This is a genomic window from Pseudomonas sp. AC211, from assembly GCF_979258055.1.
The window spans coordinates 4,934,684-4,960,989 of record NZ_OZ409830.1; the positions used below are offsets into that span (position 1 = coordinate 4,934,684).

The window sequence follows — 26,306 nt, forward strand, 5'->3', positions numbered from 1 at the left end:
TCAGGTCTGCGGGACCTCAAAGGGCCACTTTGGTTCATTCTGGAAATCTTTAAACTTCACCGCCAGGCCTTTCGCATTAGCCGGCATGGCGCTCAAGCGCGTGACGTTGCCCGTTTTCATATCGATGAGGCCGAGGCTGCGACGGGTGATGCCGTCGAGCGTGTCTTCGATGAGGGCTAGGACGGCGTTGATTTGCGGCGCGGCGTCGAGGGCCAGGACTTTGGGTTGGGTGGCGAAGTCGGTGGAGAAGCTCAGGTTCACCAGCGGCACGAAGTCGCTGGTGGTATGCGAGTCGAAGCGGCTCAAGGTGCAGCCGTTAAGTACCAGAGGCAGACCGTTCCATTCGCTCAAGCCCGCGCCGCAGCGCAGATCTGCAGGCCGTTCCGCGTAATTGTTGGTTCCCCATTGGGTGCGATTTCCCAGAGACAGCACCTGAATCGGGTCGGCGCCTTCTTCCATCTCCCGCTCGACCAAGCGCAGCCAGTTCGACTGCTGTTCAATCACAGCGCTATCGAGCAATTCACCTTCGGCCTCGACAGTTTCTTCAACGTTCAGCGTCAAGCTGTCGAGGTCGAACGAACGAGCAGACAGCGTCTCGCTGTCGCTATCTACCAGCCACATGCCCGCATGGTTGTCGAAATCGACGCCCGCAAAGCGCTCATAGAAAGTCGTCACCTGGCTGCGCGTGCCCTGGAAGCCGTTTTGGCGCATGAATTTGATCTGGTCGCCGGAGTCGGCAAACGTATAGATGTCCATCAGCGGCATCGACTGCGCGTCAGTTGGGTCGCTTCCCAGGCGAACTTCCAGTTCGTCGTTGAAATGGTCGGCGTCGGTGTCCGGGTTGTTCAGTTGGGTACCGGCCTGCTGCTCGGCGCTGTCGCATAACCCGTCACTGTCCGCATCGGCGCACAGGGTGAAGTTGACGATGCGCGAGCGGTCTTCAGCGGCGATACCGTGCAAGCTGTTTTCGCCAAGGCTTTGTAGCACTTGGGTGGTGTTTTGCTGGGGACTATCCGGGTTCTCGAGCGCGTAGAAGTTCATCACCACGCGGTGATCGTTAGCTGGCACGTCAAAGCGGTAGCCGATAGTCCAGTTTGTGTAACTGTTGCTGGACACGATGTCGGCGTTCAAGCGTTGACGTCCCGCCGCATCGGCAAACACGTTGATTAGCGAGATTGGGCCAGGCTCGGCTTCATAGTTATTTTTGCGCTGGCGCAGCCAGGTGTCGGTGACGTCCAGCTGGTTGTCGCCGCTTGAGGTTTGCTGTTCGTAAGCCTGGCTCGAATAAACGTTGTCGCTGGTCAGGCGCTGTTCCGTGGTAATGACGTGGTCGGTCACGTTGTAAAACTTGTCCAGCACTCGCACAAAACCACGTCCGGAAGTGGGCACATAGAACTCGCGGCTGACTAGTAAGCCGCTGTCCAGCGCCACCAGCGAACTCCGCCAGATCGACTCGCCTGCTAGCTGAGTCAAACCACGCGGCATTTCGATGAATTGTGGATCGTAGTTTTCGCTGCTTTCAAACCTGTAGCCGGCCAGGCTCGCGGCGTTTTGCACCAAGAGCGGTCCGTTTTCAGGCTCGTTAAAGCTGAACTCACCTGTGCGACTAATGCGCACCTTCAGACCTGCTTCAGTCCTAGGCTCTGCGTAATAACCGTTGTAAATCTGTTGGGCGTCATCATTAGAGTTTTCGAGATCCGTCCCGTCCACGAACAGTTCGTCACCGTCACCGCGACCGCCGCCATCGCTGTCGAACGTTCTGGCTGCTTCAGCACCAAACGTGGCGATCTCGAACTGGTCCGGCAGGCCATCGTTATCGGTGTCCAGACGACGGGGGTGGGTGCCGTTGCGGAACTCTTCCACGTTGTCGACACCGTCGCCATCCGGGTCACTGTTAGCATCGCCAACGTCGTAGTCGATCTCGAACTTGTCGGACATGCCGTCATCGTCCGAGTCTGCTTTGGCCGGGTTGGTGTAGTAGCGGTTGACCTCGTCGAAATCAAACAAACCGTCGCCGTCTGAGTCGAGCTTCAGCGGGTCGCTGCCCAGTTCGACTTCTTGGCCATCGGTAAGGCCATCGCCATCACTGTCCGCCAACGTCGGGTTGGTGTGGTGCTCCTGCACTTCGGCGGCATCGGACAAGCCATCGCCGTCGGTGTCGCGGTTATGCGGATCCGTCCCCAGTCCCTGCTCTTGCAGGTTGGTCAGGCCATCTTCATCCGGATCCTGGCCTGCGATACCTTCTTCGGCGGTCAGGGGATCGAACTCGCTGTAAAGCTCGAAGCCATCCCACAGTTGGTCACCGTCGGTATCCGCCGCGTTCGGATCGGTGCCGAGGAAGATTTCGTTGAGGTCGGACAGACCATCACCATCGCTATCGGTACGGCCTGGCAGGTGCCCAAGTTGCACTTGGTACGTGCCGATTTCGGTCGGTACGTAGGTGATGGTCATTCCACCCAGATCTGGACGTCCTTCAAAACTTTCGCTGATCTGCTGGCCCAGGAACACTTGGTGCCCATTCGCCTCGCTCCAATCCACGCTGTAACTGCTTGGGTAAATACGCGACCACGTGAAGGTGACATCGCTGTAACCCCAACCACGCTCAGGCAGATTGTAGTAACGCGTTTCGATGCGACCATCGGCGTAGAACGTGACCTGCATATCCACCAGACCCGGCTCTTCAGACCCTTCCTCATACAACAACATGCCTATCCAAGAGAACATGAGGCGGTCGGCCTGTTGATCAACCAGGAAGCTGCTGGATTCGCCGAGGTAGGCGTTACTGCGAAGAGGCACGATGGCCACGCCATCACTCATGCGAATCTCATCGCCCTGCACTACCACACTTTGACCAGAACCAGGCACTGTGAAAATCGATTGGTTCGAGGGGTCATACGCAACGCCCTGGGCCTGAATCGGCTGCACCCAACTCTCATCAACCTTCAGCTCATACTCGCCAAGCTCGTAGCTACCAGCCCCCTCGATCGACACCGGAACAACCACTTCAACGGTTTCATCGAGCGCCGTTTTCTGAATGCGCACGAACCAGCTCGAACCCTGCTGCGGATCGATCTCTTGCGTTTCGAAGCGGCCGTCAGCATCGGTCACGACTGCGTTGCCGAAGTCCGTTTCCCAATGATCCAGACGCGTTTCAACGGTGACGCCTGCCATCGGTTTACCCAACTGGTTAACCACACGACCGGTAAACAGTGTCGGTGGCGCGTCATCGATATCGAGCTGCAGCGCCTTGCGAGCAGTATTGCCGTTGGTGTCAGTAGCCCGCAGCTCAAGCGTGGTGGAGCTGACGCCAGACGGAACGGTTACGCTGTAACTCAATTGGCCGCCTTGAGAGCTCTGCTCTACCAATGCGCCGTCTTGCCACAATTCGACCCGCGCGACGCGCCCATTGTCAGTAACGGACGCTGTGAGGTTCAGGCTGTAATTAGGGTAGTAAGGCCCTTCGGAACTGCTGAGTTCGATAACCGGCGCCGTAACATCCGCCACCTTCGGCTCATCATCCTGCCCATCCGGAATACCGTCGTTATCCCAATCGCCGTTGCTCGGATCGAGGCCCAGCGGGATTTCTTCGGCGTCTGGAAGGCCGTCGTTGTCGCTGTCCACCAGGCTCTGCCAGTTGATTAACTGGGCATGCTCTTCGACGGTCAGGCCAGTTTCTTCGAACGTGGTCGCGCTCAGTTCATTGAGCACACGCTGGGTTTCGGCACGGCTGTAGTTTTGCACGGCGTAGTGCATTAGCACCTGACGACTATGTGGCTGCAGGGTGAGGCTGTAGCTCATGCTGTAGTTATCGCCGCTCAAGCCGACCGAAACCGGTTTCACTTTGGCGTCGGACGAACCGAACAGGTGGCCCATGGCCGGGTCGCCACCGTTGTCGCCGTCGTCGGTGAGCAGGTAGTAGTCATCTGTGTTGAATACCCGGTCGCCGGACGAGGTATTGACCAACTGGGTGCCGCTGTCCGAACCGAGGTTGCCACTGATGGTGACAGGCACGGTCATGACGTTGTCAGTCGGGTTCTCGATCAATTCGAGGAAGCGCGCGTAGAGCTTGTCCGCCGGGATATAAACCTTGCGGCTCACGCGAATACCACCGTTCACGGTTTGCGCCGGCAATGTGACTTCGCGGCCGTTGAGACGCAGCTGGCCCTGCCCAACGCTTGGCATGCTTTGGTTGTTAACGCTCAGGTTCTGGCCACCGTCGTAGGCGTCGGACGTGCCGTCGCCAATGCTGCCGGTGCTGGTGACATCCCACCAATAGTTACCGCTGTACAGCACGTAACTGAAGCTGGTGCTCCCTTCATAGGTCAGCTGGCTCTCCGGAATCAGCCCCGTTGCTCGGCGCCCTTCCGCTTCCAGCACCAACGCCGGAACGTTCACCGACTCGCTGTCGGCCGGAATATCGACCTGTTTGCTGGCCAGCATCCGCTGAGCGCCGAACATCGCCGATGCGCTGACGTCCATGCGCGTGTCGCGACTCAGCACGCCGCTCAGGCGGTAGTGGCCGGTGCTATCGGTGGTGGCTTGAGTGGTCTTCACCTGCACGGTGGCGCCCGCTACCGGATTGCCGAGCTTGTCGAGCACTTGGCCGCTGAAGGTCAGGTCGGGCACCACGTTGACATCTACGGTGAGGTCAACCGTGCGCACGTTGTTATGGCTGTCGGTGGCGCGTACTTGCAGCAGTGTGTTTGCGGCATTCGGCAGCAGCACGGTGAAGGTTTGGCGACCGCCTGCGCTGCGGGTTTCGCGTAGCTCGCCGTCTTGCAGCAGCTCGACCTTGGTGACGATGCCGTTGTCGTTGACCAGTGCGGTCACGTCCAGCGGTTCACCGGCGTAACGGCGCACCACAGGCAGCGGTTCGAAGCTGACGTTGGGCGCGGTGGCGTCCGCTACCAGCGGCTCGCTGTCCTGGCCGTCCGGAATGCCGTCGGCGTCGCTGTCCGGGTTGTTGCTGTCGGTGCCAAGACGGGTTTCATCGGCGTCGCTCAAGCCGTCTTCGTCTTTGTCGTAGAAGGCGAAGAAGTTCACCACTTTGCCGGCCACGGTCGGGTCGAGGTTATCCAGACCCAGACCCTTGAGGCTTTGCAGTTTCGCGGCAGTCGCGAGGGCGGCGTCGGTGGAGCCTTCCAGGGTGGCGAAGTGCATGATCACGCGGCGCTCGCCGGCCGGGATGCGCAGTTGGTAATCGGCCTGCCAAAGGCGTCCGGCCTGATTCACGTAGCTGGTGCCTTGGCGACGCTGGGCGTTACCGGCCAGTACGTGCAGCAGAACAGGACGGCTGGCGTTGGCGGTATCGCGCAGGGCCAGGAAGTCATCGCTGGTGGTCAGTTGTGCGTCGCCGCTGCTGGTGACCACGGCTACCTGGCTGTCGTAGTCGGCGCCGTAGTAAGACTGCAGGCGCACGTTGGTGACCTGCTCCTGGCCCGTCGGGTTATCGATGATTTCCAGGTAGCGCACATACGCGCCGCCGGCACTTGGCACCAGCACGCGACGACTGACGACCAGGTTGTTTATGCGGCGTGCTTCGTAGTGGTACTCGCGACCGTTGGCGGATGTAGTGGCTTGCAGGTAGCGGTAGTTGTAATAGGCGTTGTCGACAATCAACTGGAACGCCCGGTTGCTGTTGATCGCGTTACCCGTGCTGGAATAACCGTCGCCGTTCTCGGCGAACGTGAAGCTGCGGTTGTTCTCGTCGTTCACGGACCGATATGGGTAAACCGTTGGACGGTCATCACCGGCTACCTTCGGATTGGTGCCGTCAACATAACGCTCATTGATGTCCTGACGGCCGCCCGCGTCGGTGTCCACCACCAACGGACTACTCGCGACGTTACCCGACACTTCCCAGCCGTCGAGCAATTCGTCGTTATCGCTGTCCGGATTACGCGGATTGGTGCCGGCCAGGAACTCGCCCAGGTTATTCAACCCGTCGTTGTCTGTGTCGGCGGCGGCGTCGATGCTTTGCAGGTTGTTATCGACCTCGAACTTGTCGGACATGCCGTCATCGTCGCTATCCACTTTCAGCGGATCGGTGCCGTGCACATTGACTTCAGCGGCATCGCTCAGGCCATCGCCGTCTGTGTCGATCAGCGTCGGGTTGGTGCCACGGCCGATTTCGTCGGCATCGTAGAGGCCGTCCAGATCCGTATCGGCGGTCAGCGGATTGGTGTGGTGAATGAGCACTTCATCGCCGTCGCTCAAGCCATCGCCATCGGTATCGGCTTGGCGCGGATGAGTGCCTGCTTCCTGCTCCTGCAGGTTGCTCAAGCCGTCGCCTTCGGTATCTACCTGCGCCTGGCCATCGCTGGCCTCGGCGTTGAAGCCATAGCGCTGTTCGAAGCCGTCGTTCAAGCCATCGTTGTCGCTATCGGCGTTGAGCGGATCGAGGCCCAATAGCACTTCGTCCAAGTCGACAATGCCGTCGAGGTCGCTGTCCACCAACGTGGTCCAGTTGGCGATGTCGCGCTGTTCTTCAACGCTCAGGTTCGGCTCTTGGTAATCGGCAGCCGACAGCTGATCGAGAATGCGCTTGGCTTCGGCACGGCTGTTGTTCTGCACGGCGTAATGCAGGATCGCCTTACGGCTGTGAGCCGGCACGGTGAGCCAATAGGTAACGGAGTAGCCGTTGGCATCACCCGTGAAGGCCATTGGCTGCACCGGGGCGACCTGACCACCGAACAACACACCCGAGGCCGGACGACCACCGTTGTCGGTGGCATCGTCGGACACCAGATAACGGTCCTGAGTATCCACCACGGTATCGCCGGACGAGGTCGCAGTAATACGGCGGCTGTCGTTGTAGAACTGACCATAGATACGCACCGGCACACTGATGGCGGTGTCAGTGGGGTTCTCGAACAGGTCGAGATACCGGGCATATGCCTCGTTCTGCGGCACATACAGCTTGCGGCTGACCTGCAGAGAATTCATCGCGCGGGCAGGTAGGGTCAACTCACGCCCGTTCTGGCGCATTAGGTACGGGTACGGCGCGTCGTTGGTGTAGTAGTTGCCGTTCACCAGCATGTATTGAGCGTTACTGAAGCTGTAGTTGGTGCCGTACTGCACGTTGCCGTAATAGGTGTAGAAGTCCCAGGTGTACTGGTTGGTTAGCGTCTTGCCTGAGCTCTGCTCGCGGCTGTCATGGGCCTGATGACGGCCTTCGATCGGCTCAAGCGCACGGCGACCTTGGGCGCTGAGCACCAGATCGGCAACGCTACTGGTGCCGCCGCGTACCGGTTCGAACACCGCGCTGATGGCGGTGACCGATTGGTTACCAAACACAGCCGTGGCCTTGACCTGCGGATCCAGCAAGGTGGTCACGGCGTTCAGCGTGTAACGGCCCTGGCTGTCGGTAGTGGCGGTATTGGCATCAGTTGAACCGCCACCACTGGCGTTGGCGAAATCGATTTCATCGACGAATATCCAGCTGCCGGTGCCTTTCAAGGCAACACGCACATAACGGCTCTGGATGTTCAGGCCCGACACATCTAGCCAACGGTGCGGGCCGGTTGCGGTGTTGCTGTTGTCGTTGCTGGAGCTCGGCGGCACAGTCAGCGTGCCGGCACTGACCCACGCATCGCCCAAGCGCTGGAACACTTCAACCGAGGGCAGCACCACGTTGTTCAGGTAATCCTGAGTCGCCCCTACGCTGATGCTGTCGATCAGCACCGAGCGGCCAAAGTCGTAATCGACGTTCACCACTTGGGTATTCCAGCCCAACCACTCATAAGCAGTGCCTTGGCCGAGGTCGATGTTGAAGCCGGCGCGGCCGAGCTGGTCATCGTTCAGTTGACGAGCGGTGTCATCGGCATAGGACGAATGCGCAACCTTGTCGAAGCTGTACGAAACCGGCACAACCGGGCCACGTGCAAAGTCGTTGACCAGGCGCACCTTGGCACCCGCCACTGGCGTGCCGTTGCCATCCACCACGCGGCCAGACACCTGCGTACCCGCATCGGCGCTGATGCTGAAACGCTGCACGGCGGTGCGGCTTTCGTTGCCGTTGGTGTCACGAGCGCTGACTTCTACCGTCAGCTCACTGCCCTGCTCCGGCACCACGATCACGTGTTCGTACGGACCTTTGGCGTAGCTGCCCGCTTCGGCGCCGTTTACGTAGAAGGTCACCGCTGTGACGCGTCCATTATCGGTAGCGCCGGCAACCAGGCGCAATTGCTGGCCATGCACCAGGCTGGAACCTGCAGCCGGCGCTGTCAGCGCAACCTGCGGTGGCAACAGGTCTTTGGCTTGTGGTTCGGCATCTTCACCATCCAGCAGGCCATCTTTGTCCATGTCGGCATCGAGCGGGTTGAGGCCTGCTTGCACTTCGGCGCCGTCGCTTAGGCCGTCGTTGTCGCTGTCCTTGATCTTAGGATTGGTCAGGGTGTCGAGAATCTCCTGCTTGGTGCTCAGGCCGTCCTGATCGTAATCCTGGGCCGCGTCGGCGGTGTTGCGTGGGTCGAGAATGTCTTCGTACGGGCCTTTGGTTTCGATGAAGTCAGAGAGCCCATCGTTATCGGTGTCGGGGTTGCCCGGCAGCGTGCCGTAGGTATTGATTTCTTCGTAATCGCTGATGCCATCGTCATCGCTGTCGGCTTTGCGCGGGTTAGCACCGTTGCTGATTTCCACGGCATCAGGCACGCGGTCCAGGTCCGTGTCTTCGCTCAGCGGATCGCTGTTGTGCTGGCTAACTTCAAGGCCGTCGTTAAGACCGTCTTCATCGCTATCAGCCTGACGAGGGTGAGTACCCAGCTCTTGCTCGCGCAGGTTGCTCAGGCCATCGCCATCGGTGTCGAGGTTCTGCTCGCCAGCCACCAGCGGGTTGAAGCCGTATTTAACTTCGAAACCGTCGAGCAGGCCGTCACCGTCGCGATCCGGGTTAAAGGCGCTGGTGCCATTGGCGTATTCGTAAACGTCTTTGAGGCCGTCGTTGTCGCTGTCTTTGAGGGTCAGCTCATGCATCAGCATCAGAATGTTCGGCTGCGCAACGGTGAACAGCGCATCGGTCTCGCCTGGACGCCAGCCATAGGTGGGCTGATAACCGAAGTAGACGTGACCTTGGCCATAGGCGTAACGCACGGAGGTGATGCGCTTGTCACCACGCGCCCCGCTGAAGGTCAGCGGCACCAGGTTTTGCGCAAGGCTGTCCAGGCGCATGTATGAGAAGCCGCCATAGGTGTTATTGCGGTATGGCCACCACGAACCGGCTTTGCCCTCGCTGAGCTCTGACCAGCGATACATCGGCACCTGGTTTTGGTAACCACCGACCCAAACAGTCTCCGCCACAGGCTGCCCCGGCACGTCGACCATCTCGCCGCTCGGGTTGTATTCCTCGTTGAAAATCAGCACCCCGCCGTTTTGCACGAAGGTGAAGACCTTGTTGCGGTAAGTCGAATAGCTGGTGTTGCCGTAGTACTGGCGCGAGCTGTCGATCATCAGCATGTCGATGGTCGACATGTCCAAGTTGGCGATGCTGGTCACCAGCACCGGCTCGTAACCGGCGCGTTCGATAATCTGTTCCTGCGAAGCCGAGCCGGTATTTTGCGAGGCATTGAAATACCCCACCCGCACCTTCGGCGACACCAGGGTAATCACACCCACATCCGTCGTACCGCCCCACACCGGCTCCACATCGGCGGACGTCGCGGTCACGCCCTGGCTGCCGAGAATGCCGTTGGCAATAACCTGCACATGGCCCGGCGCTACCGGTACGCCGGTAATCACAAAGCTGCCGTCATCGGCCGTGCTCGCGGTGATGCCCAGCGCTTCAACCTGCGCGCTGGCAATTGGCTGGTTGCTGCTGCCCAATACGCGGCCGATCACGGTGGTCAGCGGGTCGGTTACCAGGGCGAACGTGTGCTCGCCGCTGCTGCCCTGGTTGTTGTTGGTGTCGGTGGCGATCAGTTCCAGGCGCAGGCTGTCGGCATCGGCCGGCAGGGCCATGGCGTAGGTGAACGGCGCGCTGGTGAGCAGGGCAATCTGCGCACCGTTGAGGCGTACCGACACTTTGGTCACACGGCCGTTGTCTTGCAGGCTCGGAGTGATGACCAGGTTGAGGCCTTTGATCAGCTGTTTGCCCGGCGCCGGATTCACCAACGCAACGGTTGGCGCCTGGGTGTCTTTGACCAGCGGCTGGCTGTCTTCGTCGTCGCGCAGGCCGTCTGCGTCGGTGTCGGCTTTCAGCGGGTCGGTGTGCAGTTGATCGACTTCGGCGCCGTCTTTAAGGGTGTCGCCGTCGGTGTCCGGGTTGTTGATCAGGGTGCCGAGCAGCACTTCGCGGGCGTTGCTCAGGCCATCGCTGTCTTTGTCGCCGGTGCCGTCGTTGGCATCGCTCGGGTTGAGGCCCATGTCGATTTCCAGCTTGTCCGGAATGCCGTCGTTGTCGGTGTCTTTCTTCAGCGGCGAAGAGGCTGGAATGTTGCTGACTTCCTGGCCGTCGGTCATGCCGTCGTCGTCGGTGTCGGCGTTCAGCGGATCGGTGCGGTGGGTGCGCACTTCGGCGCCGTCAGACAAACCGTCGCCGTCGGTGTCGATCACGCGCAGTTTGGTGCCGGCGGTTTGCTCGTCAAGGTTGGTCAGGCCGTCGCCGTCGAAGTCTTCGGCGCCGTCTTCGATGCCATTGCCATTGCTGTCGGTCAGCGTTGGATCGAGGCCGACGGTTTCCAGTTCGAGCTTGTTCAGCAGACCGTCGCCGTCGAAGTCTGTCAGCGGGTCGAATACCTGAATCTCCAGCGCGTTGCCGATGACTACCGGCTTGGCCGGCGTGCCTGGCAACGTGCCGCTCAGGGTCAGCGGGAGCAGCGCACCGTCAACCACCGCACTGTTACCCTGGGTGAAGAACTCAGGCACGGTCACGGTACGGGTCGGGCCGTAATACCAGTTGAAACCCTGGCTCTGGCCGCCCAGCTCGGCGCGGCCGTTACTGATGGTCCACCAGTTGAGGTTGTCGGCCAGCAGCATCGGCACGGCATAGCTCTGGCCGGCCAGCAGTTTTACGGGTTCGCTGAGGTTGAATAGCGCATGCGGCGCGCACAGCTCGCCGCCCTGCTCGCGCACTTCGTCGTTGCGGGCGATGCCACGCAGGCCGGAGTCGCTGGTGTCGAAGTTGTAGCAACGGCCCAGTTGCAGCACAGGCTGCGCTACGAATGTGAGGCTGCGGCCATCGCTGCTAAGCGTGGCGGTGCCGTTACGCACGCCGGTGCCTTCGAGCAGTTTGATCGCGCTGCCGCTGTCCAGACGCACCGGTTCGTCGTAGTCGAAATAGGCGCGCAACGTAGTGCCATCGCGCGCTTCGATTACGCTGCGAATGATTTCCGGCGGCTGCAGGGTGAAGTTGATGCGGAACTGGCTGTCCAGATTCAGCTGCGGCAACACCGTAACCGGGGTGCTCAGGCTGACGGTGACTTCTTCGTAGGTTTCATCACTAATCGCCAGCCAGGCTTGACCCTGCACCAGCTCGACGGTAGCGGTGCCGGCCTGGCCGTTGATGGCCGCGGCGCCGGTTACTCGCGCTTGCACGCTGAGATTGGCCGGCTGGCCGTCAAGTTGAGTGATGGCGTTGCCGAAACGATCTTGCAGCAGCACTTGCAGGCGCACGTCCTGCTTCACGCCACGGGCGAGCACGTCGCCGCTGGCTTGTACACGGCCCTGGTCGTTGGCCAGACGCAGGTGGCTGGCGGCGGCCGGCAGTACGTCGAGCGTCAGCGCCGACACGTTATTGCTGATGCTGCCGCCGGCGTTATAGGTATAGCGAATCTGGTTACCGCTGCTGCTCACCGGCAGGTTGAAACGGCCGACGCTCTGGCCGGCTTGCAGGTTCAACTGGGCACGACCGTCTTTCAGGGTTACACGTACCAGCTCGACGGTCTGGCCGTTGGCGCTGGTGCTGGAAATCTGGATACCGGCGCCTGGCAGCACGTGGAAGTCGCTGGCCGGCAAGGTGAGCTGGAACACGCTTGCCTGGTCATTGCTCACGCTGTTCAACGCGTTGTCCTGCGCCTGCAGGCTCAGGCTCACGGTGCTGCCAGCCGCCATGGCGGGCAGGTAGCTGAGTAGCACGTGGCGGGTCGGACCGGCTACCACGCTGATGGCCTTCTCGGCACGGGCAATCTGGCTGAACTGCGGCAGGTCCGCCCACAGCTGGTACTCGCCGACGCTGCGGTCGGTGCCGAGTGGCAGGCTGGCATAGCCGCTGGCATCGCTGGTGCTGCTAGCGAGGTTTTCCACCGTGCCGTCGCTCAGGCGGCGCAGGCGCCATTGCACGGGCTGGTCTGGCACAGGGCGCGCGGCGGCGTCGAGCACTTGCACGCGGTACAGCGCTTGGCTTTGCACGGCGACGGTGGCTGGGTTGTCGCTGCCCTGTAGAGTCTGGAAGCGCACCAGGTTCGGCGACTGGGTCAGGGCCACGCTGTAATCTTGGCTCAGCACTTGCTGGCCCATGCGGTCGGTCAGTTCCACCTGAATGCGGAACTGGTCGTTGGCCAGCGCGGTATCCGGCATGCGCAGGTCGCGGGCGTAGCTGTTCCAGTAATCGCCGTTGGCGCAGCGGAAGTAATCATTAGCGCCGCGCAGGCAGCTAAACAGTTCCTGACGCACGTCGCCGACGCGCTGCACCACGCGCAGGGCCAGGCCGCCGGTGTCATCCAGCGCGTTGAGATTGCCCAGGTTCAAGCGCACCAGGCCGCCGTAAACGCCACGGGCCGGCAGGGTTACTTGCAGGGCTTGCGCATTCGGCGCTTGGTCGCGAATCACGCGCAGCGTTTGCGGCTGCGATTCGCTGACTTGGCCACGGCTGTCGGTGAGCAGCACTTTGAATGGCTGAGTCAGGGTCGTAGCCACGCGCTCGGTACGCTTGTCCTGCACGCTGAAGCTGCGGCCGTTAATAGCCAGGCCACTCACATCGTAGTGATCGGTAAAGCCATTCCAGACCAGATCCACTGCTTTCAGGCCGACGTCGTCCTTGGCCGACAGCTGCACGTTAAAGGTGCTGCGCTCGATGATTTCCCCTGGCAGAACGAGGCCGGTTACTTCGGCGAAGGCGTCATCAATCACCGTCACCCGCAACTCAGCACTGCTGGCATTGCCCGCCTGATCGCGCACTTCAATGTTGTACACCTGCTCGCCCACGGCGCTGGCGGCGTCCTGGTAGGTGAGTTGGTTTTTGCCGAAGGCCACGGCAACCACTTGGCCGTTGCGCAGCAGGGTGGCTTTGTCGAGGGCGCCGTCGGTGTCGGCCATTTGCGCTTTGACGGTGAACGGGTAGCCACGCACGGCTTTCTTGCTGTCGATAAAGACGGCGCTGCCTTCGTAGCTCAGGGTTACGGTCGGTGCTTTGTTGTCTTGGTGGCGGTAGAAGCGTTTGGCCGCCGACTCGGCGCTGTTGCCGAATACGTCGACGGCGCGGGCTTTGAGGTACTGGCCGCTGAAGCTGGTGTCCAGTGCCACGCTGGCTTGGAACGGTTCGGCTTTGCGCACTGCTAGGCGTTGCCATGGGCCATTGACGTTGGCCGAGAGCAGGAATTCCACTTGCGCCAGCGGCTGTTGGCTGTCGGTAATTTGCGCGCTGACGGCCAATGGCAGAGGCAGCCAGGAATGTTCGTCGGCGGTGAGGCTGACGCTGAATGGGTTGGCCACGCCGTCGCCTGGCATCAGGAACAGGTCGCGGGCAGTGGATTCGCGCAGCACGCCGTAGACGTCTTCGGTGCGCAGGGTCAGGGCAAAGCCTTGGCCGCCCGGCAGGCTGGCGGGCAGGCGCAGGCTGGTGGTGGTCAGGCCTTGCTTCAGCGCGCCGACTGGCTGGCCGTTGATGCTGAAGGCGGCGCCACGCAGGGCGTCGGTGTTCAGGCCGATTGCCAGCGCTTGCGCCGGGGTCAGGCGGCTGCTGCCCAGTGGCGACAGCACGGCGGCATCGGCAGCGCCCAGGCCGTAGGGCAGTTGGAACAGCTGCACGCCCTGGGCGCCTTGGCCGACGGCCAGGCGGTTGTTTTCCACGCTGAGGGCGGTGGTGCGCTGGGCCAGCAGCAAGGTGCTGTTGGCGACAACGGCGCCGGTGCCCGGCTCGATGGCATCCAGACGCACACCATGGGTTTGCGGTTGTTCCAGCCACAGCAGGTTGCCACCCAGGTACAGCTGGCTGACGGTGGCGCCGATCAGCAGTTGGCTGCGTTGCTGGCTGCGCAGGTCGTAGCGCCAGGCGCTGTCGCCGAGCAGGTAGAACAGGGTGTCGCCATTGAAGGCCAATTGACGCACTTCACCGCCCAGTTGCCCGCTCAGTTCACTTACTGGCTGCTGCGCGTCGCTGCGTAGGTCAACGAGGAATACGCGTCCGCTTTCGCTGAGCACGGCGGCTTGTTGGCCACGGGCGGAAAGCTGACGCAGGTTCTCTTGAGCGGTGATCGACAGGCTGCGTTTGCTGTCCAGGTTGCTCAGGGACGCCAGCTGCAGGCTGCCGCCGCTGGCGATGATCAGGTAATCGCTGGACACCGCCAGGTCGCTGGCGGCAATGCCGGTAGACACGGTGCGCGCGGCCAGGGTGCTGCGGTTCAGGGCCTGCACTTGTTGTTGCTGGTCTTGCAGCACAAACCAGGTGTTGCCGGCGGCTGCCACTTTGCTGGCTGCTCGGGTAAAGGCGGTTTCCGGGTAGAGGCTGGATTGCCAGGTGCCGGCGGCGTCCTGACGCAACACCTGGGCGCCGAAGTTATCGGCGGCCACCAGCAACTGGCCGTCGCGCAGGGCCAGGCTCTCTACGCTGCCACGGGTTGGCGTCGTGGCGCTGCGGCTGTCATACAGGCTGACGAAACCGTCGCTGCCGCGAACCGGGTTCAGCACCTGGCCTTCGCTGCCGCCGAGCCACAGCTTGCCGCTGGCCCACTGCGCGGCGTCGACCGAGGCGGCCACCAGCGACCAGTTGCCGACGCGCTGTTGGGTGGCGGTGTCGATCAGTTGGATGCGTTGCGGCGACAGCGCCAGCACCTGACCTGGCAGAGCGAACAGGCGCTTGGCACCCGCGCCGATCTGTGTGGCGCTGCCTTTCAGGCTGGCGTCCAGGCGCCACAGGCGGCCGGCGTTATCCAGCACCTGCAGGTGGTCACCGGCGCGCACCACGTTGAGCAGGCCTTCGCCGGTAAAGGTGGCGAGGGTCTGGCCGCTGGCGGACAGGCGCAGCAGTTGGCCGCTGGTGAGCACCAGGAAGCCGTCGCCATCGGCGAGCAGGCCGCGCACTTCGGCGCTAACGGTCTGGGTGCCGGCAGCTTTCAGTTGATTGCCGAGGGCGTCGAACCAGTAGAGGTCACGGGCGCTGGCAGCGAGTATGCGTTCGCCCTGCACGGCCAGGTGTTGCAGCGGTGCGGCAACGGCGACGGTGCCGGCGGTTTGCAGGCCGTCGGTTGGGTCGAGCAGGGTCAGGCCGAAGCCTTTAACGCTAAGCAGCAGGTATTGCTGCAGGTAATCCATGGCGGCGATGTCGCCTCCCAGGCGCTGACGCAAGCCTTGGGCGTCATGCAAGTCGGCACCGCGCGCCAGCCAGTAACCGCCCACTTGCGGCAACAGCACGTCGAACGGCACGCGCACGGCATCGCTTTGCAGGTGCCAGGCGTCAATCACCGGCTCGCTCCAGCGCTGCTCTTGCTGGTTGCCCAGTTCGTCGTTGATCAGCGCGCGCACGCGCAGCTCTTTCAGATTGGCTGGCAGGCGTAGGCTGAGGCTGTCACTGCCGCTGGCGAGCAACTGGTCGCTGCCGTTCAGGGCTTCCAGGCTCAGGCGATAACGCGCGGCATCGACGCCGCTGAGGCGCAGCTCAACCTGGCTGCCGGCGTACAGCACGCTCGGCAGGCCGCTCAGCACCGGTTGCGGCAACTGCTGGGCCGGCGCCACGCGCAAGTTCAGTTGCTGCTCGCTGAAGTGGAAGTCGCCGCCGAAGTAGGCACGGGCGCGCAGGCTGAAACTTTCCTGCACGCTGACTTGCGGCAGACGCAGGCTGAACTGGCCTTGCTGGCCGGCGATCAGCAGGCGTTGCAGCGGCTGGCCGTTGAAGCTGAGCAGTTGCACCTCGACCCACGCCGGCACTTCACCCACTTGGTAGCCGAGGTTGAGCGTGCTGCCTTCAGCGAAAATCTGGTTATTGCCGGCGCCGCTCAGGGTCAGGCTAGCGCCCGGCTGGTTGGCTTGGGTAAGTAAATTGACGGCGCGGCTACCGGCGGCGTCTTGCCATTGCAGGCTGGCGGTGTCGGTGCTCGGCAGGCTCAGCCAATGGAAACTGTGGCGCAGGCCGGTGACGGCGCGTTGTGCTTCGCCGTTGGCGCTCAGGCCGGACGCGGAACCGTCACTGCCGGCTGCAAAGTGCGCGGCCAATGGCAGGCGGGCGCCAGCGGTCAGCAGCGCACCGTCGTCCGGGCTCAGGCTGGCGGTTTGGGCGGTGTTGGCGGCCACAGTCAGGTCGAGCTGCTGGTTGCCGGCGTGATCGTTGAGGTTCAGCTGGAGCTGGGTGGCGCTGCTCGCCACGATCCACGCGCGGCCTTTGGCAAACGGTTGCGCCAGGTAGCTGTCCAGCTCGCCTTGATACACATACGGCTGCGCCGCCAGCAGTTGGCCCTGGCTGTCGCGGAAGCTGACGTCAGCGCCGCCCAGCGCCGCCTCGGCAGCGGCCGGCAACCCACCGACCAACACGCCGAACGGCAGGCGCACGGCCTTGGCAGTGAGTGCGGCGCGCGACGGTGCGGCGACGGCCAGCGGCTCGACCGCCAGTTGCTGGATGTCGTCGCGCTGTTGCAGGGAAATCAGGCGACCGGCCACAAAGGCCATGGCCTCGCGCTCGTTGCTCAAGGCGCCGACGCGCTCGGTGCCGCGCCAGGCTTGCCAGGCGTTGCCGTAGAGGTCTTCGCGTACGTTCAGCCAGCTCAGCTCGCCGTCGAAGAGCACCTGGCTGACCGCGCCACCCACTGGCAATACGGTGGCCGCGCCGAGGGTGTCGCCGCTGACGGTCTGGCTGCTGACTTGCGTGGCGGTCCAGCTCAGCAGGCGCTCGCCTTGCAGGGCGAAGCCCGTACGGTCGGCCAGTGCCACGCGGGCGCTGCGCACCAGTTGCGGCAGGTTGCTGTCGTCCAGTTGCAGCCATTCCAGGCCTTTGTTGGTGAGCACTACCAAGCGCTGACCGTCGACCTGAACCTGGCGAATTTCATCGCTGAAGCTCACGCCAATTACATCGGCGAAGCCGGCGCTGCCCACCGAATAGGCGCCCACTTGCTGGCCATGACGGACGAACAGCAGTTCGCCGCTGCCGCCCAGCAGGGTGCCGGCAATGGCTTGCTCGGTGCCGGTCTGCCAGGCGTTGGCCTGCCAGCGCCAGACGCGCAAGTAATCCTGACCGTCGCGGCGTACCTGAGCGGCGAGCAGCGCGCCGGTGTAGGTGAGCTGGCGAATCTGGCCGCTGTCACGACTTTCCACCAGGCCATCGAGGGTGCGAATGCGGTAGCCGTCGCGCTGCTGGTTTTCGGCCCATACCGCGCCTTCGACATGGCCCGGCAACGCGGTCAGGAAGCTGGCGCGGTAGCCGGTGTCGATCGCGTCGCGACGGTTTTCGGCTTGCAGGTAAGCAAGTTTTTCTAGGGTGCGGCTGGCGTTTTTCTCGTGGCCGGAACGGTCACGCAGCACAGCGTCAAGGCGCAGCGCGGTGCCTTGCAAGCGGCTGTTCCACACCTGGCGCGCGGCGCTGAACGCCAGCACGGCCGGGCTGGTGGCATCGCTTGGGTCGAACAGGTTCAGCTGCGAGGTGCTGTTGAAGTCGCCCATGGTGGCCGGAGGCGGCACTTGCAGCCACAGCTGCGAGCCGGCCAGCAAGGTGGCGGATGGTTGCAGGTCGACGCCGATTTCTTCGCTGATGCCGGTGTCGGCATGCAAGTTGAGAATGCGTTGGCTACGCAGCGTTTGACCCTGCCAGGTGGCTTGCAGACGCAGCACCAGCACGCCATCGGCGGCCACGGCTGGCATCGGCACGCTGAGCTCGATTACTTCGTCGCCCGTAGCCGTGCGGCTGATGCTGCGTGGGGCTGGGTTGCTCGCGTTCTGCGGGTCGCCGGCGATGTCGAGGTACAGCGTGGCCTGTTCCAGTTTGCGCAACCGCACACGCACCGGCACGGTTTCGCCGGCTTGCACGTGCTGACCGTCAGCAGGCACCAGGAAGCCCAGCTCCGGCGCGCCGGTCTGGCTGTCATACGGTTGCAGCGTGACGGTAGCCGGCGCGCTGGCCAGGCCGTTGAGGTCGATGGCGCGGGCAACGATACGCAGCGGCTGCGTGGCATCGCTGGCCACCGGCACACGCAGACCGTTCGGGTCGGTGAGGCGCTGGCAGGCGGCGGCATCGCTGAATACGTCCGGCGCCTGGCTGTTGATGCACGCTTCAACGTGGTCGATGCCGTAGCGGTCGTAGCTGCGCAGCAGCACCTCGGTCACTTCACCACGCGGCACGAACTCGCCATCCAGCGGCGCGATGATCGACAACTGCGGTGGCGTGCGGTCGCTGAGCAAGTCGTAGCTAACCGGGAAGTAGCGGTAGCTTTCCTGGCCGGTGAGGCCAAAGCCCACGCGCAGTTCGGCGGTGAGGCTGGCTTGGTCTTTTGGCGCGCCTGGCAGTTCGCTCAAGCGTGGGTGCAGGTAGTTGAGGCTGACCAAACCGGTGCTGCGGTCGAAGCTGGCGGCGGCGTAACGGCCGTCGAGCACGCGAATTTCGGCACTGCGTACCAGGTCCAGGTCGCCCACAATCTGGAAGCGCAGGTCGGCTGGCGTGCTCTCTTCAACCGGCGTTGGCACGGTGCTGAACTGGCCGAGGGTGAGGTCGGGCGCGCTCACTTGCGCATCGAAACGGCGCTCGCTGGTGTTGCGGCCGTCACTGGCACGCAGCAGCAGAGCGAAGCCTTGGTACTGGCCTTGGATGTCGAGGTTGAACTGGCCTTTCTGGATGCTGATCCAGTCGGTTTTCCAGGTCTGGCCGCCGTCGGCCGACACGCGATAGGCAAAGCCCAGTTTGTCGCTGGCCTGCACGTTGTCCACGGCGCTGACGCTCAGGGCGTAACGGCTGCCGAGTTTCAGTTGGGTGGCGGCGGTCAGCGGCTGGCCGCCAATGTTCACAGCCAGCGAATCCTGACGCGGCGCCAGGCGGTCTTCGGCCTGGTAGCTGCCGCTGTAGGTGCCGGCCTGAATCAGGGTGTTGTCGCGGGCCACGTTGCCGGCCGCGTCGCGAACGCCGGTCAGGGTCACTTGATAGAGGGCGTTGGCTTCCAACACGGCGTCGGCGCGCAGGCGCAGTTCCAGGCGATTGCCCTGACGAATCACCGCACCAAAGCGGCTGCTGATGTCTTCGCTTGGCTGCGCGTGGGTGTCGTAGTCCTTGAACACTTTGCTGACGCTGAAGCCCTGCACGTTCAGCGGCTCGTCGGCTTCCAGCACCAGCGCTTGCGAGGCACCCAGGGCGCTGATCAGGCGCACGCTTGGCGCGGTGTCGTCGATAGCGGTCAGCCATTGGCTGGCGACGCTGTCCACGCGCTCGCCGCTGGCTTCGCGCACTACCGCAATCTGGTACTGCCAGCCCGGCTGGCTGCGCGGGGTGACGAAGTTCAGCACGTTGTCGCCGAGGGTGAACGGCACTTTGTTGCTGGCGCTTGGGATGATGCCCTGGCCGGCCGGGAACCAATGCACGCTCAAGCCTTCCGACAGGCCCTGAGCCTGCACGGTAATCGGCGTGCCGCCAGCATCGCTAACGACCTGGCCCTGCACATGTGCCGACACCACGCTGTCGATGGCCAGCGGTGTCACCACCGACAACGCCGTCGGCAAGACCGCGCGCTGCTGGCCGAAGCGCACGTTCACGCTGTACAGACCGGCCTGGTCCATTTGCAGGCTGAAGCTCAACTGGTCGCCGGCTGCGTTCACTTGCAGCTGCTCGCGGCCGAGCACGCGCTCGCCCACCTGCAGTTCATCGATCAAGTTCAGCTGACGGCCGCGCAGCACGTAGGTACGGGCCACGCCGGTAACGCTGCGGTTCGGTTGCAGACCATCGAGGCGCACTTGCGCGGCGCCGAAGAAGTCCACGGCATCCACCAGCCACGGCAGGTCGATGTGCACTTCAGCGCCTTTGAGCCAGTCCAGCGGCGCCTGGCTGACTTGCAGGCGATACAGACCGGCCGGCTGGTAAGCGGCTTGTTGGCTGATGGCGCGCAGTTCACGGCCCAGCACCTGGGTGCTGGTGGCCACGGTGTCGCCGGCCAGACCGGTAACGGCCACTTGTGCTTCGCGCCAGGCGTAGTCGGCGCCGGTAAAGCGCAGGCCCACCGGTTCATCGGCAACGGCCAGGGTGTCTGGGTTCAGCGCCCAGGTGTTGTTCAGCGGGATGGCGGCGTTGAGGTAGTTACCGGCGTTGCGCCATTCCAGCAGGTCGCCATGCAATTCCAGCTGCGCCAGGCTGCCGACTTCCGTGCTGCCGACGGCCAGGCTCGCCACTTCACGGGCGCTGAGCTGACGCTGGGCGTCGAGATCGAGGTCGAACACTTGCACGCGGCCAGCGTCCAGCCAGGCCAGCAACTCGCCTTGTGCCGTCAGTTGGCTGATACGGCTCGGCAGGTCGAATTCGCCGAGCACCGGCTCGCCACGGCCGCGCAACAGCGCCGCGCGTTGCAGCACTTGCAGGGTGTCGCCGCCTTGCAGATAAACACGGCTGCCATCGAGCCACAGGCGTTTAACGGTGCTAAGGCCATGGCTGTGGGTGCCAAGCAACTGGCTGCCGTCACGGGCGCTGCGCACTTCCAGACGGTCGCCGAACAGCAGGTAAGCGGCGCGCGAATCGAGGGCGATATCCACGAGGCCAGCCGGATTTTCCAGCGTCAGCTCACGCAGTTCAGGCCCTTGCACCTGGCCCTGGAATACACGGTTGCCGGCTTTGAGCAGCAGCACATCGGCGGCCAGGCGCACGCTCTGGAAATCAATCTGACGGGTGTTGGTCAAGGCCGGCAGCGCTTGTGGCGCGTACAGGTTGCTGAGGTCGAACACCTGCACCTGCGCGTTGCTGCCCAGCAGCGCGGCGTAGCTGTCGCTCAGGGCGATGTCGCGCAATTCGCCAGCGGCTTGCCACTTGGCCAGCAGCTGCGGCGTGCTGCCATCGCGCAGGCTGGAAAGCTGCACGTCACGGCCATTGGCGGTGAGCAACAGGTCGCCGGCGCGGCGGTAGAACGCCACGTTGTTCAGTTGTTTTTGCACCGGCAATTCAATGCGCAGGCTCGCGTCGCTGGCCACGTCACCGCTAAAGCCGAGGTTGCTGACTTCCACCAACAGCGGGCCGAGGTGATCTTGCGGCACGCTGAAGCTCAGCAGGTCCGCACGCTCCAGGCGCACCTGGGCGACCTGCCGGCCATTCACCCGCACCACCGTGGCTTCGCCGAAGCCGCGACCTTGTACGCCAATCACTTCGCCGGCGTTGTAGATAAAGCGTTTGCTCTGCGCCGCCAGGCTGCCGCTCAGGCGGTCGTACAGACCAACCTGGTCGATACGCGGATCGGCCACATAGGTAATTGCCGCGCCCCGGAACAGCGACTGCTGGCCTTGTTGCAGGCGCACGCCGACCGGACGGTTGCTGTCCGGGCTGGCCAGCAGACCCGGCAGGCGGAAGCGAATCAGGCTGTCGTCGCGGTACAGAATGTCGCCGGCCGCCACACGCTGGCCGCCCACTTCGATGGTGGCGGTGGTGCTGAAGTCGTGGCCACTCAGGCTGATTTCGGTACCGCCGCGCCAGCTCGCCTGCCGCGGCGAAATGCTCACCAGCTCCGGTTGCAGTTGGTCGTCGCTGACGAAGCCAAAGCGGTAATCGGCGCCCAGGGTTTTGCCTTGCTGGTCGCGCAGGTCGCCGCTCAGGTTGACCTGATACTGCTTGCCGCTTTGCAGCGCGGCGGTCGGACGCAACACCAGACGGCCAACGCCCACTTGCGCCACCTGGCTCGGCACCGGCGCACCGTCGAGCAGCAGTTGCACCAGCTGGTTGCCCTGGTCGCGCAGCTGCGCGTTGTCGAGCAGGCGGTTGAATTGCACTTCAATGCCGGCGTCTTTGGCCAGGCGGCCAGAGGGCTGCGGCTGCTGGCTGAGAATGGTCAGCGTCTGGTACGCCAGGGTGTTGAGGCTACCGCCCAGGTAACTGGCGGCGTCGAGACTTGGCAGCGGGTTCTCTTCAGGCGTGCCGTCGATGTAAACGAAGGCGCTGCCGGCGTACAACGCCTGGCTGCCCAGCGACAGGCTGTTGACGTTGCCGACCACGCTGAAATAGTCGCGCAGGCCAATGGTTTCCTGGGTGCGACCATTGAGCCACGACGATACGTCGAACAGCTGCACATCGCCCTGGCCGCCAGCCACATACAGGGTTTGCCCGGCCAATTGCAGTTGGCCGGCGAATAGGCTGCCGCGGCTGACCAGGTAGGTGAGTTTGAGATCGGCCACCGGCGTGGCGTTGCTCTCGCTGTCCAGCGCGAACAACTGCACCGTGGCGCTTTCTCCGCTGGACACCATCAGGCCCTGGCTGCTGATCAGCAGGTCTTCCGGGGTAAAGGCATTGCCGGCCTTATCGCGGGTGGCAACGCGGCGCAGCACGCGGAATTCGCCGCTGGCCAGTTCCACTTCCAGCAGTTGGCGCTGGGCCGGCAGGGTCAGCCACAGGCTGGAACCGTTCAAGCGCAGACGACCCGGCGCACCGCCCAGTTGGGTCGCGCTGATCAGGCCCAGATCGACCAGTTTCAGTTCGTTGGTGATGCGGTACTGGCGCACGCCTTCTTTGCTGCCGACGTAGAGCAGATCGTCGCGTGTGGCCAGAGCGGTGATGTCGCTGGCCAGCTCGAGTTCGGCCAGCTTGTTCGGTTCGGCTGGCAGGGTCAGGTCGAACTGCAGCAGCTTCTTGCCGCCAGCCGCGAACAACTGGTGGTCGTTGATCGCCAGGTCGACAAAGCCGGTGCTGCCCAGGCCGTTCGGCGCTTCGTAGTGGAACGGTTTGAGCTGACCGGCGAAGTCGCGGTTGACGATGACCGGGTGCACCGGGTCGCTGATATCGGCGACCAGCAAGCGCGCGGCGTTACTGGTGACGCGGGCGACGCGGCCTTGGCCGTCAACCTTGTCGAAGCTGCCGCCGGTTACCGCGTAGAGCAGCTGGCTGCTGCCGTCGTCAAGACGGGCGATGGCCGCCACGGGGCTGGCCATGTCGCCCGGGAGGTTCACCGAACCGGTCGGCACGCCGGTGTAGAAATACTCGACGGGCGACACGCTTTGCTCGCCGTCGAACAGCGGGCTGGTCACTGCCACCTGGGCTTTGCCAAAGGTGCCGGCCGGGGCACGCACTTCGGCTTTGTTGCTGCTGAGAATCTTCAGGTCGCCGGCCAGCGCGCCCGCGAAACGCACCTGCATGTAATGGTTGAAACCACGACCGTACAGGGTCACCAGATTGCCGCCCTGCGGCGGGCCGGTTTGCGGTTGCAAGTCGTCGATTTCAATTTGCGGCAGCACGGTCATGGCGCCTTGGCGCAAGTACGCCAAGCCCTGATCCAGGCGCTCGACTTTCACCGCCAGGCTGGCGCTGACGCCGCCCAGTTGCAGATCCGGCACGGCCACGCGCAGTTCGGTGTCGCTGACGCTTTGAATCTGTTGCGCTTGCAGACGGGTTTCGCCCAGCCACACGGCCAGTTGCTCCGGCGCGACGCCGAAGCCGCTGCCTTTGATCGACGCGATTTCGCCACCCACCGCATGGAAGTAGTGCAGCCCGGCCGTGGCGCCAACGATGCGCTGCACCTGGCTGATCAGCGGCCGCACGCCGGTGATGCGTTCCAGTTGCAACACAAACGCCTGGCGCAGCGCATGGCCAGCCAGGTCGGTGAGGCCGGTGCTGACTTCAATGCGAATCGGGCCCTGGTAAGCGCCTTTGAAACGCAGCGCCAGCTGGCCCCCGCGCAGAGTGTTGGTGCCGGTCATTTCGACGGAGTCGGCCGGCAGCGCCTGGCCGCCGTTGCCGGTGATGCGAATGACCTGGGCCAAATGGGCCGGATCGGTGTTGATCAGGTTGTTGAAGGCGATGGTTACCGGCTCGTTCAGGCCCAGCACCGCGCCATTGCCCGGTGTGCTGGAGGCGACGGCCAAGTACGGCGAGGTGTTGATCTGCACGCCTTTGCCGTTGCCCTGCATGATCTGCCCGCCAACGCTGAGCAGTTCACCGTTGGCATTCTTCTGCTGCCAGTAAATGGTCTGGTATTGGCCTTGCGCGTCCGCTTCGAGCAGCAGGTAGCTGTCGCCGGTACCCACGCTGATCAGGCCTTGCTGCACTTGCAGGGTCAGGCTGCCGATGGCGGCCGAAACCGAATCGGCCTTCACAGTGCCGCGCTCGATGGCTTGCACGCGGTAGTCCAGCTGGGTGCCGAAGTCTTTGAAGCTGGCCAGATACAACTGCTTGTCGCGCAGGTACAGCACGTACAGCTGACCGTTGAGCCATTGCACATCCACTGGCGCGCCGAGCAGATCGGGCTTCAGGCTGCCGTCGAAGGCGATGCTGGGTAGCGGCGCCTGGGCGCCGAGTTCGTTGCGGCCAATCGGCAGGAAGCGGATGTAACCGGTGCCCAGGTCGTTGGCAGCCGCCACCGCCAGTGCGCCGCGCTCGATGTTCACCGCCAGATCAACCGCACGATGGTTCGGCAGGGTCAGGCTGGACACCAGCAGCGGCTTGTTCAAGTCGTTGATGTCGACCACGCGCACGCCGTCGTGGTCGTTGGCCAGGTAAACCAGGCTGTCGAGCACTTCCAGGCCCAGCACCGGTTCGGTGAGGCGCAGCTGCGACAGGCGAATCGGACGCTCCCACAGGCCGATGTCGTAAATCTCAAGGCCGGCGGTCATCAGGAAACGGTTGCTGGAGGTGGGCTGCGCACCGGCTTTCACGCCGACAAACAGGCGGTCACCGACCACTTGCGCGGCGCCAATCTGCATCGGCGGATAGTTCGGCAGGACGATGCCCAGGCCCTGCGGCAGGGTGTACGACAGCGAGCCAACTTTTATTTCACGGGTCGCGGCGCCGCTTGGAATGCGCAGGAACACGTCGTAGATATCCGGATCGATCACACCCGGCAGCACAAAGCTGAATTGGCGCTGAGTTTCGACGTTGTCGCGTAGATCGATGCTGACGTTGCCCGGCTCTTCCACAATCGGGCTGCGGCCGGTGTAGATCTCGGTGGCGCCATGACGGGCGCGCAACACCACTTTGGTGCCGGGCATCAGCACGTCGTGGCCGGCAGCGATGGTCACTTTGGCGCCGCCTTTTTTGCTCGCCGAATCCGGGCTGAGGCGGTAAATGACTTCCTCCAGTGCCTTGTCGGCACCCACTACCAAGGCGCCGAGGGTATCGCTGCGCAGACCGTTGTCGTCCAGACGCAGGTGCCATTGGCCAGGCGTCAGCGGCAACAGGTCGAGGGCGTGCGGAGCAATTTCCAGACGCTCGGCGCTGACCCATTGCAGCTCGATCGGGTACTGGTTGATAAAGCCTTTCACGCCGCTGGAGAAGCCGCTGCCGTGAATCACCACGCGGTCTTGCGCGCCGCGATGGAAGCTGGCGTTTTCCAGGTATTTGACTGCCGGTTGGCTGGCACCGCTTGGCGCTACGGTGAAGTCCACCTGGTACGGCGCCCACAATCCGGCACCGCGCAGGTTGCGTGCCTGTTCAACGCGAACCCGCAATTGCGCGCCTGGTGTTGGGGTAAAGCGCAGCGTAATGCGGCTGGCGGACTGGCCGTCGCCGTTCAGCGCTTCCACGGTCGGTGTGGTCAGCGCCGCCGCGCCGTTTTTCAAGTCCAGCAGGCGGATGCTGCCGGCGGCGCGCAGCGATTCCAGCGTCACCGGTTCGTTGAAGGTCAGTTGCAGCGCCTGCTCGCCCGCCGGCATCACGCCGCCCTGCTTGACGCTGGCGTCCAGCACCAGCGCACCCGGCAATTCCAGCAAGGTCAGGCCGCCTGTGCCGGAGCCGGCCACCAGACGGTTATTGAACAGATCCAGCGCTTCGATGCGCTCCTGGTTACCGGCGGACACCACACGCGGTTGCAGCGGCTCGCTGAGGTCCACCACCACCACGCCGCTGTCGGCGGACACAAACAACAGGCTGCCCGCCAGACGCAGGCGCACACCACGGCCGGCGCTGGCTTGCAGGGTCTGGTCGAGACTAAGCAGCACGCGCTCTTCAGGCTCGTCGCGGTTGATGATTTCAACGCCACGACTACCGACGGCGGCGATCAGGTAACGGCCGTAGG

Annotated in this window: 1 protein-coding gene (cut by a window edge); it reads right to left on the reverse strand. The window is 63.4% G+C overall.

The genetic code is table 11. From position 1 onward, the window contains the following. Positions 1 to 26,306: the 3' portion of an IPT/TIG domain-containing protein gene (locus ACZZZP_RS23110; RefSeq protein WP_463536872.1), read on the reverse strand. The gene runs 11,959 nt beyond the window's last position; 26,306 of the gene's 38,265 nt are visible here — the last part of the coding sequence; its start codon lies off the right edge, out of view — the gene reads right to left on this strand; its stop codon occupies positions 1 to 3.